Source organism: Nocardiopsis salina YIM 90010 (assembly GCF_000341025.1).
GTDB lineage: Bacteria > Actinomycetota > Actinomycetes > Streptosporangiales > Streptosporangiaceae > Nocardiopsis > Nocardiopsis salina.
Genome location: NZ_ANBF01000072.1, coordinates 1 through 10,773, shown reverse-complemented (window position 1 = coordinate 10,773; position 10,773 = coordinate 1). Strand labels below are relative to the sequence as shown.

The 10,773-nt window shown below is 71.2% G+C and carries 9 protein-coding genes and 1 pseudogene; 3 read left to right on the top strand and 7 right to left on the bottom strand.

Going from position 1 to position 10,773, the window contains the following annotated elements; translation table 11 throughout:
• Positions 1 to 97 precede the first annotated feature (97 nt).
• Entirely contained in the window at positions 98 to 1,246 is a 1,149-nt protein-coding gene (locus D474_RS0107065; protein WP_017612879.1) for a M15 family metallopeptidase, read from the top strand.
• A gap of 10 nt (positions 1,247 to 1,256) precedes the next feature.
• Here D474_RS0107065 and D474_RS0107060 read toward each other — a convergent pair whose 3' ends face one another.
• The 6 genes and pseudogenes from D474_RS0107060 to D474_RS0107030 all read right to left on the bottom strand — a co-directional run bounded on the left by D474_RS0107060 (position 1,257) and on the right by D474_RS0107030 (position 6,343).
• Positions 1,257 to 1,922, bottom strand: a complete 666-nt coding sequence (locus D474_RS0107060; RefSeq protein WP_017612878.1) for a hypothetical protein — start codon at positions 1,920 to 1,922, stop codon at positions 1,257 to 1,259.
• Positions 1,923 to 2,004: 82 nt separating this feature from the next.
• Complete coding sequence (locus D474_RS0107055) at positions 2,005 to 3,036, bottom strand: LacI family DNA-binding transcriptional regulator (protein ID WP_017612877.1); 1,032 nt, start codon at positions 3,034 to 3,036, stop codon at positions 2,005 to 2,007.
• Between the two features lie 106 nt (positions 3,037 to 3,142).
• Positions 3,143 to 3,606: pseudogene (locus D474_RS30370) on the bottom strand (family 1 glycosylhydrolase); the annotation flags it as partial.
• A 140-nt stretch (positions 3,607 to 3,746) separates the two neighbouring features.
• Positions 3,747 to 4,601 carry a MetQ/NlpA family ABC transporter substrate-binding protein gene (locus tag D474_RS0107040; protein WP_017612874.1) on the bottom strand — a complete coding sequence of 285 codons (855 nt, stop codon included), beginning with the start codon at positions 4,599 to 4,601 and terminating at the stop codon, positions 3,747 to 3,749.
• A 60-nt stretch (positions 4,602 to 4,661) separates the two neighbouring features.
• Positions 4,662 to 5,387 (bottom strand): methionine ABC transporter permease, encoded by a 726-nt coding sequence (locus D474_RS0107035; protein WP_017612873.1) that lies wholly within the window; start codon positions 5,385 to 5,387, stop codon positions 4,662 to 4,664.
• The gene (locus D474_RS0107030) at positions 5,387 to 6,343 is read right to left on the bottom strand and encodes a methionine ABC transporter ATP-binding protein (protein WP_017612872.1); all 957 of its coding nucleotides are present in this window, start codon (positions 6,341 to 6,343) and stop codon (positions 5,387 to 5,389) included. The genes D474_RS0107035 and D474_RS0107030 overlap by 1 nt, the downstream gene beginning before the upstream one ends.
• A 686-nt stretch (positions 6,344 to 7,029) precedes the next feature.
• On the opposite strand from D474_RS0107030, the gene D474_RS0107025 reads away from it, so the two are divergent.
• Positions 7,030 to 8,094, top strand: coding sequence for a coiled-coil domain-containing protein (locus tag D474_RS0107025; protein WP_017612871.1), 1,065 nt, complete (start codon positions 7,030 to 7,032; stop codon positions 8,092 to 8,094).
• 1,130 nt (positions 8,095 to 9,224) lie between these two features.
• The gene (locus D474_RS33205) at positions 9,225 to 9,755 is read left to right on the top strand and encodes a hypothetical protein (protein WP_017612870.1); all 531 of its coding nucleotides are present in this window, start codon (positions 9,225 to 9,227) and stop codon (positions 9,753 to 9,755) included.
• A 98-nt stretch (positions 9,756 to 9,853) separates the two neighbouring features.
• Here D474_RS33205 and metE read toward each other — a convergent pair.
• Positions 9,854 to 10,773, bottom strand: a 920-nt coding sequence (gene metE, locus D474_RS0107015; protein WP_017612869.1) for a 5-methyltetrahydropteroyltriglutamate--homocysteine S-methyltransferase, incomplete at its 5' end; no start/stop codon positions are given.

Here is a 10,773-nt window from a genome sequence, read left to right as displayed (position 1 = left end):
CCCAGATGCGACTACGGAACGTAACTTTCCCGACTCACTCAGTGTCACTTTCGGGTCGCGCGGCCACCGTGCACGTAAACCCTTTTCGGTCACCGCATTGCTCCCTCTCGGCCTGGCCGCGACCCTGGCTCTCTCCCCCGCCTCGTCCGCCGTCGCAACCGAGGAGGCCGGCCCCCACCCCGCCGGCACGGAGGGGGCCGAGGCCGACCTCTCCGACGTGCGCGTGGAGCTCGCCGGCCTGCGCACGGAGCTCGAGGAAGCCAGGGAACGGGCGAGCGGGCTCATCGAGGACCACCTGAACGAACAGGAGCGCCTGGAGGCCGCCACCGAACGCCGCGAGAGCGCCGAGAAACAGGCCGAGGGCGCCTCCGAACGCTCCGAGGACACCCGTGTGGCCGCTGCCCGGCAGGCCGTGGCCGCCTACAAGGGAAGCGACCTGAGCCCGGTGCACGCTTGGACCGGACCGCGCGGACCGGCCGAGGCGCTCGAACGCGGCGCCTATCTGAATCTGCTCGGCGACCACCGTTCCGACCAACTGGACCGTGCCGAGGCCGCACGGGTGGCCTCGGACACCCTCGCCTCGGCCGCCTCGAGCGCCGAGTCCGCCCAGGAGGAGGCTGCCGAAGAGGCCGACCGCGCCCGCACCCGCGCCGAGGAGGCCGTGGCCGAACAGGAGGAACGCGCCCAGGAGCTCATGGTCGAGCAGAGCAGCCTGGAGGAGCGCCTGCCCCACGAGGCCGGATCCGGGGAGGCCCGGGAGGACGCTCTGCGCGACGCCCGCGACGCCCAGGGTTCAGCGGGCGGGAACGTCTCACGGGTCAGCGACGACGACAGCGCGTGCGAGCCGGCCGAGGTGGGCGACCACGACAACGGTCGGATCCCCGACGCCGACCTGTGCCCTCTCCCCCAGCCCGGGGAGAAACTGCGCGCAGACGCCGCCGAGGCCTTCATGCAACTCGACGAGGCCTTCGAGGCGCGGTTCGGCCGCCCGCTGTGTGTGACCGACTCCTACCGCCCCTACCACGAGCAGGTCCGGCTGTTCCAGGAGATGACGCCGGGCATGGCCGCTCAGCCCGGGACCAGCGAGCACGGACTGGGTGTGGCCGTCGACCTGTGCGGCGGTGTGGAACAGCTCGGCACGGTCGAGCACCGGTGGATGCTCGACCACGCCGGGGACCACGAATGGGAGAACCCCGAGTGGGCCCGTGACGGCTTCGAGCCGTGGCACTGGGAGTACACCGGCTGACCCCGTTCGATCAGGCCTGGGCGCCGACCCGGACCTCGAACTCCCCCAGCGGACCGAGCTCCACGTAGAGCTCGTCGTCCTCGGCCAGGGGCGGGGTGGACAGCGGCAGCAGCGCGCGCACCCGCCCCGGGCCCGAGACGAGCCACCCGTCCCCCGTACCGACCGTCGTTCGGGCGACCTCGTCGTCGGCGACGAAGACCCCGACCTCGACCGGTGCACCCGCCAGTTCGTCGGCGGTGGTCAGCACCGGCCCCAGACTCAACTGGACCGGTAGTCCGTCGTCGTCGGTCCACAGGCACGCGGGGGTGAACGCGGCGGCGCCGTCCTCGGCCCCGGCCACCGCGGCCAGCCCAGCGTGCGCCGCGCGGGCAGTACGCAGGACCGGGTCGTCGACCCCCGTGACCAGCTCCGGGGGGATCTCCCACAGGCGCTCGCCGGCCCGCACAGGGACCAGGGCGGTGGGCCGCACCGGCGCGGCCATGCGCGCCTCGAGTTCGACGATGATCTCGATCGGGGTGTCGACGGCACGGGCATGGGCCCGGGCCAGGTCCTGCGGCCCCGCGGCCAGGAGCTCGGCCAGTCCTCTGTGATCGGGACTGCCCAGTACGTCGCCGTCGTCGAGGGCTCCGGCACGTTCGCCGCCCCCGCTCGGGGACAGGTAGGTCACCCAGCGCATCGTGTCTCCTCGTTCCCCCTCGTAGCTGTCGAATCAGAGTGGCACAGCCCGTGAACGGCGGTCCAACCGGGCGGGCGCGGCCTCAGCCGGACCCGCGCACGACGAGATGGGTGTCCAGCACCACGTTCGCGGTCTCCTCGGTACGGGGTATCGCGACGTCGGTGAGCAGGGTCGCCATCTCGCTCCCCATGCGCACGGTCGGCTGGTGCACGGTGGTCAGGGGCGGGTCGCTGTGCTGTGCCATGGGGGTGTCGTCGAATCCGACCAGGGCGAGGTCGTCGGGCACGCGCAGGCCGCGCTCGCGCAGGACCCGCATGGCCCCCAGGGCCATCATGTCGGAGGCCACGAAGACAGCGTCGGGGTCGGTCCCGGAGTCGAGGAGGCGTTCCATGGCCGCGGCCCCGCCCTCCACGCTGAAGTCGCCCTCCTCGACGAGGCGGTCGTCGTCGGGCAGCCCGGTCTCCTCGACGACCTGCCGGTACCCGCGGAGCCGTTCGACCCCGGCGTTCATGTCCATCGGTCCGCTGACGGTGGCGACGCGGCCGTGTCCGGTCGAGTGCAGGCGTCTGGTGGCCTCGCGTGCGCCCCCGGCGTTGTCGACCTCGACGTAGAAGGGGGCGGTGAGCGTGCCGGCGTGCGGGAGGCCTCCCTGGACCACGGGCACACCTGCAGCGGTGAGCCGTGAGGGCAGCGGGTCGTCGCGGTGCAGGGAAACCAGGAGCACACCGTCGACGTGAAACCCGGTGAGGTAGTCGCCCGCCCGCTGGTGCTCGGCCTCGCTGCGCGCAGTGGTGAGCATCAACTGCAGGTCGCGTTCGTGCAGTACGGAGCTGACCCCGCGGATGATGTCGGCGAAGAAGGGGTCTGCGAACAGGCGGTCGCGGGGCTCGGAGACCACGAGGGCGATGGTGTCGGTGCGCCGGGTCACCAGGGTCCGGGCGGCGTGGTTGGGGCTGTAGCCCAGCTCCGTGATCGCGGCGTGCACAGCGTCCCGGGTTCGCGGACTGACCTGGGCCGAACCGTTGATCACACGCGAGACTGTGCCGCGCCCCACTCCGGCGCGTTCGGCCACCATCTCCAGGGTCGGGCGCTGCCGACCACCGTTCTTGGCCACTTGGGGCTTCCTCTCCACACGTGGGCGGGACCGCCCCGGCGCGTGGACCGGAGCGGTCTCGGGTGCTGTGACGGGGCGTGCCGCGCGAGGGTTTCGCGGCGCCGGATCACCGATCGGGGAAACGCCCGGTGCGGGCGAGCTCCGCGGACCAGAGGCCGCTGTCCTCGACCACGCGTTCCTGGGGCGCGTGGTCGACGTGTACGAGCCCGAACCTGCGGGAGTATCCCCACGCCCACCCGAAATTATCCAGAAGCGACCAGGCGAAATAACCGCGGAGGGGCACCCCGGTGTCCAGGGCCTCGCGGACGGCTCTCAGGTGGGCCTCGTGGTAGGCGCGGCGGTCGGGGTCGTGGACCCTGCCGTCGGCGGTGGCGGTGTCCTCGAACGCGCACCCGTTCTCGGTGACGTGGAGGTCGGTGCCCCGCTCTCCCCTGTCAGCCGCACGAGCACGTCGTAGAGGCCGCTCGGGTCGATCTCCCTCCCGCCCATGTGGGTGACGGGCAGGCCCTGGGGGACGTGCACCTCTTCGGGCTCGGAGCCGAGCCAGGCCCCGCCCCGACCGGTGGCGAGCACTTTCCTCGGAGCACGAACGAACAGAGAAGCAGACCGCCCCCCGGTGCCGACAGACTCGGGCCCCTGGGCTCAGCGACGGTCGCTGCCGCGGACCTGAGAGGCCCGTGGTGGCCGGGCGGACCGGCCACCACGGGCACTCACTCGGTGGCCTCGCCGACCGGGACGACGACACCGTCCCACGTCTGCTCCATGTGGTCGCGCACCTCGGGCCGGTGCAACAGCTCGTCGAGCGTGCGAACGTCCTCGGATTCGAGGTCCTCCGATCGCACGACCAGGCCGTTCGCGTACTCGTTGTCCTCGCTGTCCTCCCAGGCCAGGACATTCGCGTTCTCCGGAAGATCGGCCTCGAGCGCGTAGTTGCCGTTGACCACGGCCGCATCGAGGTCCTCCAGCGAACGCGGGAGCTGGGCCGCCTCCACCGGGGTGATCTCCACGTCGAGGTCGCTGCCGGTGATGTCGCCCTCGCCGGGGACCCGGCCGACGTCCCCGTCCAGCTCCACGACGCCCTCCGCGGCCAGGAGGTCGAGGGCGCGGCCGAGGTTGGAGGCGTCGTTGGGCACCCCGACCTCGGCGCCCTGCGGCAGGTCGTCCAGAGACTCCTCACCCGCGGAGTACAGGCCCAGCGCCTCCAAGTGCACGTCGCCGACGTACTCCAGGTCGGCGTCGGGGTTGCCCTCCAGGTAGGTCTCCAGGAAGGGCACCGTCTGGTAGTAGTTCGCGTCCAGCTCGCCCTCGGTGAGCGCGGCGTTCGGCTGGTTGTAGTCGGTGTACTCCTGGATGTCGAGGGACAGTCCCTCCTCCTCGGCCAGTTCCTCGTCGACGAACTCCAGGACCTCCGCGTGCGGCAGAGGTGTGGCCCCCACCCGCAGCGTCGTCAGATCACCGGCGCCGTCCTCGCGCTCGCTCGGGCTCCCGCACGCGGCCAGAACCACCGCGCCGGCCGCGGCGACCGCGGTCCCCCGCACCGGGCGTGACCGGATGCTCCCTGTCATGGCCTTCTCCCTCCGATGGACGACACATGCGTGAGGGGGTGCGGGGAGGGCGGTTCCGGATCAGCGGCGTGACAGGGTGCGTACCACCTGGTCGCCCACGCTCTGCACGATCTGGACGATGATCACCAGCAGGATGACCGTCGCCCACAGGTACTGGTCGTTGAAACGTTGATACCCCTCGCGGATGGCCAGGTCACCCAGACCGCCGCCACCGATGGCCCCGGCCATGGCCGAGTAGGAGATCAGGGTGACCACGGTCATCACCAGACCGGCGACGAGACCGGCCATGGCCTCGGGCAGCATCACCTTGCCGACGATCGTGGTCTTGCGGGTGCCCATGGCGTGCGCCGCTTCGATCACGCCCCGGTCCACCTCGCGCAGGGAGGTCTCCACCAGGCGAGCGAAGAAGGGGACGGCACCGATGCTCAGCGGTACGATCGCCGCCGTCGGGCCCAGGGTGGTGCCCACCAGCAGGCGTGTCAGCGCCAGGACCGCCACCATGAGGACGATGAAGGGCAGCGAGCGCCCGATGTTGACGACGGTGCTCAGCACGGCGCGCACGGCCGGCGCCGGTGTGAGCCCGCCCCGGTCGGTGGTCACGAGCAGCACGCCCAGCGGCAGGCCGAAGAGCACGCTGAACACGGTCGCCCACCACACCATGTAGATGGTGTCCTGGGTGCTCAACCACAGTTCCGGCCACATGGCGGGCCATTCACGCACGAAGTCCACGACCGGGTTGGCGTCGGCCGCGGCGGCGAGGGTCAGGAGGTCGGCTGGGTTGGTCATCACTGTCCGGCCTCCTCGACCAGCAGTCCCTGCTGGGTCAGGTAGTCGATCGCCTCGGTCCGGCGGTTGCCGAGCAGGTCCACGCTCAGGCGGCCCACGGAGTGCCCGGCTACCTCTTCCACACCGCCGCCGAGGATGTTGACGTCGATGTCGAAGCGGCGGGTGAGCTCCGACATGATCGGCCGGTCGAACGAACGCGGATAGGTGACCGCGACCGTGTCCGGGCCGCCGTTGTCGGGCAGTGGGAAGAGCGAGCGCGCCAGCAGGGAGCCGGGCGTGCCGATGAGGTCCAGCACGCGGCCCGACTCCAGGAACTCGCCGTCGGCCATGATCGCCGCCGAGTCGCAGATGCGCTTGATGACGGCCATCTCGTGCGTGATGAGCAGGATCGTCAGACCCAGCTCGTCGCGCAGGCGGCGCAGCAGGGCCAGGATCGACTCGGTGGTCTCGGGGTCCAGGGCCGAGGTCGCCTCGTCGCTGAGCAGGACCTTGGGGTCGGAGGCCAGGGCGCGGGCGATGCCCACTCGCTGCTTCTGGCCGCCGGAGAGCTGGGAGGGGTAGGCCTTGGCCTTGTCGCCCAGACCCACCAGCTCCAGGAGCTCGCCGACCTTGGCGTTGCGCTGGGCCCTGCCGACACCGGAGACCTCCAGTGGGAAGGCCACGTTGCCCGCGACCGTGCGCGAGGACAGCAGCGCGAAGTGCTGGTGGACCATGCCGATCCGGCGGCGGGCCGCGCGCAGTCCGGCGCCGTGCAGCGACGTGAGCTGCTCACCGTCGACCTCCACCGTCCCGTGGTCGGGACGCTCCAGGAGGTTCACCGAGCGCAGGAGCGTGCTCTTGCCCGCTCCGCTCTGGCCCACCACCCCGTAGATCTCGCCGGAACGGACGTGCAGGTCGACACCGTTCAGAGCGGTGACCTGCCTCTTCTTCAACCTGTAGACCTTCTGCAGGCCCACTGCGTCAATCACGGATTTCCCATCGACGTCTCAGCGGTGGTGTCTCGGCCCCGGTCCAGGGGGTCGCGGGGACGGGACTCACAGCGTGGGGATGACGCCCACACCCGAGCGTACGGAGCGGCCGGGAAGCGGCGTCGGCGGCGCGCCGGGCACACGGCCACGGTGGTGGGCCCGTGTGCGGTGCGGATGGCTGTGGAGCCGGAGAACGAGTTCACCGCCCGTGTGGGGGCGGGCTCGGGTACGCCCGGGCCGAAACGGCCCGGGGCTCATCAGGACGGAAAGCGACAACAGCCGCCGGTGCGCGCGGTGTGCGCCTGGGCGGCGTGGGGTGCGGTGGTGACGTACCTGAGAGCCTTCACGGTTCCAGACAACCACGAACACACTGGTCGTTTCACCGGATTCGGTGCGAGCTCGTACGTTATTTGGAACACATTGTGTACAAATGTCTCTCACGGATTCGGATGCCTCCCCCCGCGCGGTCCGGCCGAGTGCCTACACTCGAGTGCATCCCGCGACCCTCGCCCCGTGTCGCGCACGGGGCGAGCACACGAACCGCCCGACGAGGCCCGTACGGACCCCCCGGTGACGACACGGCCCTCGGAGCGGGTCGCGGGAACGACCCGAAGCCGCGCCCGCACCACCCCTGCCCGCCGGGGGTCCGGTCGGGCACAAGGAGCGACCACACCGTGCAGTCCGACGACCTCGACCGAGCGTTCGGTTCCCGGGCCGCCCACCCGGACGGGGACCCGTACGCCGATTTCTGGGCGCCCGATCCTCCCACCTGGACCTGGGGTGAGCTGGCCCCGGCTCTGCGCAGGCCGCGACTCACCGGGCGCGTGCGCGCAGGGGCGCTCAGCCTGGTGATGGGCTCGGTCCTGGTCACCGCCCCGCAGTCCCCGGCCACGGCCGCACTGCCCATGGACTCCGAGGACATGGACACGCTGCGCGACCGTTCGGACGCGCTGTCAGAGGAGTACGACGGCGAGCTTCGTGACATGGAAGGCGTCATGGACGAGGCCGAGCGCGCCGAGGACCGCGCCGAGGGCACCCTCGAGGAGGTAGCGGAGGCCGAGGAGCAGGTGCGCTCGCTGGCGGTGGCGACCTATACCGCGGGCGGCATCGATCCGGCGCTGTCGCTGTTCGTGGAGGCCGAACCGGACGTGGTGATGGACCGCGCGGTGGTCATCGACTACCTGTCCGGCTCCAACCAGGACAAGATCGACGAACTCGAGCAGGCACTGGCCCGCGACGAGGTCGCGCAGGAGAACGCCGAGGGGCGCCTGGCCGAGGCCGAGGAGGACCTGGAGGAGCTGGAGGAGCAGCGCGACGAGGTCCACCAGCTCATCGCCGACCACCCTGAACAGCCCATGGAACCGCCCGACAACATCACGCCGCGCACGGAGCAGATGCGCGACCTCGGCATCGAGGAGTTCGGCCGCGGCGACGACGTGGGCGGTGTGGGCTGCTTCCGCGAAGAGGGCGGATGGGTCGTCGGCGAGCACCCCAAGGGGCGGGCCTGCGACTTCATGCTCAGCAACGACGGCCAGATGCCCAGCCAGGAGCAGATCGACCGCGGTTGGGAGATCGCCGAATGGGCACGCGACAACGCCGACGACCTCGGTGTCATGTACGTGATCTACCGGCAGCAGATCTGGGACGTGCGGCGCGGTGACACCGACTGGCGGGACATGGCCGACCGCGGCAGCATCACCGAGAACCACTTCGACCACGTGCACATCTCGATGTTCTGACCCGGGCGGCGGCCGCTCGTGGCCGCATCCGGCCACGGGCACGGGAGCACATGACGCTACCCGTGTGTAGTGCGACCGACGGTGAGGACAGCGCCGCCCGCCATCTCGCCGGTCGAGATCGTGCCTCCGGGCGACCCGAAGGGCATTACCCCAGCCCGGGAGCGTGTGCAGCCGATCCGTCGTCACGATCGTGTCACGCGCCATCCGCCATTCGGGCCCTTTGGCACAAATGGGACAGGAATACCCCATCCAACCTGCCCCGGCCGCACGGACGGCCGCCCTCCGACGTTAGGATGCTGAGCGTCCCGAGCCACCCTCCCCCGATCCCGATCCTCGGTGGATCCGCCGGTCAGCGGGGTGCTCTCGGCGACCGGGCTCCGCCCCCGTGCCACCGCCGGCCCACAATTCCCGCGGTGCACTCCCCCGGCCCGCCTCCTCCACACCGGTCTCTCGCCCGCGGCGGTGGAGGCATGGGAACCCGTGGAACCAACGGGCGGACCCACACATCCCACACAAGACGGCGAGACAGTCATCACCGGTCAGCGATACCGGGCGAGGGGAGCCATGAGCGATAACGGACCTCACAACCAGCCACCGCAGAACCCCTACGGCGGTGGTGAGTACGGTGAGGGGCAGCCGCCCTACGGCCCGCCCCCGGGTGGTGACCCCAGCGGCGGACAGCCCCCTGTCCAGGGCCGGCCCGGCGGGATGCCCGGACAGCCCGGGTACGGCACGGGCGGCCAGCCCGGTTACGGACCCGGTGGCCAGCCCGGCTACGGACCCGGCGGGCAGCCCGGCTACGGTCCCCAGCAGGGCCAGCCCATGTACGGCGGCGGACAGCCCCCTTACCCCGGTGGCCCGGGTGGGCCCGGCGCTCCGATGGGGCCGGGCGGCCCCGGACAGCCCCCGCAACCGCCCCAGGGCGGGGGCGGCAGCAAGGCCAGCCTCTGGGTCGTGCTCGGCGGTGGCGCGGTCATCATCGTGCTCGTGGTCGCGGTGATCGTCACCCTCATCAACAACAACTCCGGCGGAGGCACCGAACTCGAGGATCCGGAACCGACCGCCGAGGCCACGGACGACGACANGAGCCGGACGGCGGCGGGACCGCGGCGGGCGACCCGCCCCACAGCGTGCCCTCCGAGCCCTGTGACGCGCTCACCGCGGACGTGGAGACCGACTTCCTCCTCACCGAGGAGGGCCACAAGTCGGTGCAGGACAACACCTCGCGGTGCGTCAGCAGCATGGCCGACGCCCCCGAGGGCAACGACGCGGACGGCTACGGCAGCTTCTCGGTCGCCTACTCGCTGCCCTACGGCAACGAGGAGTCCGACGCCGAGGCCGCGGTCGAGTACGAGCGTGCGATCGAGGACGCCACCGGCGCGGCCGAGCACACGCTCTTCCTCGACGAGGTCATGGAGGAGGGCGAGGTCGACCTGGGCGACGAGGCCTACTTCGTCGTCAACGGCTACGACTTCGCCGACAAGGACATCCCCGTCGCCACGCTCGCGGTGCGTTCGGCCAACCTCAACATCCGCATCGAGTACCAGATCCACGGGCCCTACGACGACGAGCCCGAGCTGGAGGACTTCGCGGTGCCGGACGACATCGAGGACATCATGGTCGCCGCCGGCGAGGACGCCCTCGCCCAGGTCGGCAACTGACCCGGACACCAACCGTGACAGAAGGGGGCCGCGGCGATGCCGCGGCCCCCTCGTGTGTTCAGACCCCCGCGCCCCGGATGGGGGCCCGGAGAGCGGGATCAGCTCAGGTCGGCCCGCACACGGCGCGCGGCCTCGACCATGTTGCGGAGGGACTCCTCGACCTCGGCGTAACCACGGGTCTTGAGGCCGCAGTCCGGGTTGACCCACACGTGCCCGGCGTCGATGTGCTCGACGGCGAGACGCAACGAGGCCTCGACCTCGTCGGCGGAGGGCACTCGCGGCGAGTGGATGTCGTACACGCCCGGACCGATGGAGCGGCGGTAGCCCCGCTCACCCAGGTCCTGCACCAGCTCCATACGGGAGCGGGCCGCCTCGACGCTGGTCACGTCGGCGTCCAGGGCCTCGATGCCGCCCACGACCGTGCTGAACTCCGAGTAGCACATGTGCGTGTGGATCGTCGTGCTCGGCGCGACCCCGGACGTGGCCAGGCGGAAGGACTCCACCGCCCAGTCCAGGTAGGCCTGGCGCTGCTCCTCGCGCAGCGGCAGGAGCTCGCGCAGCGCAGCCTCGTCCACCTGGATGTGGCGGATCCCGGCGCGCTCGAGGTCGGCGACCTCGTCGCGCAGGGCCAGACCCACCTGGCGGGCGGTCTCACCCAGCGGCTGGTCGGTGCGCACGAACGACCAGGCCAGCATCGTGACCGGACCGGTGAGCATGCCCTTGACTGGCTTGTCGGTACGCGACTGGGCGTAGGTGATCCAGTCCACCGTCATCGGCTCGGGGCGCGAGACGTCCCCGAAGAGGATGGGCGGGCGCACGCAGCGCGACCCGTAGGACTGCACCCACCCGCGCTGGGTGGTCGCGTAGCCCTCGAGCTGCTCGGCGAAGTACTGGACCATGTCGTTGCGCTCGGGCTCGCCGTGCACGAGCACGTCCAGTCCGATGTCCTCCTGCAGCGCGATGACCCGGTCGATCTCCTTGCGCAGGAGCGCGTTGTACTCCTCGGTGGACAGCTCAC

Coding starts and splice junctions, on each gene's coding strand:
- D474_RS0107040 (WP_017612874.1), bottom strand. CDS start 4,601: ATGACAGGGAGCATCCGGTCACGCCCGGTGCGGGGGACCGCGGTCGCC.
- D474_RS0107060 (WP_017612878.1), bottom strand. CDS start 1,922: ATGCGCTGGGTGACCTACCTGTCCCCGAGCGGGGGCGGCGAACGTGCC.
- D474_RS0107035 (WP_017612873.1), bottom strand. CDS start 5,387: ATGACCAACCCAGCCGACCTCCTGACCCTCGCCGCCGCGGCCGACGCC.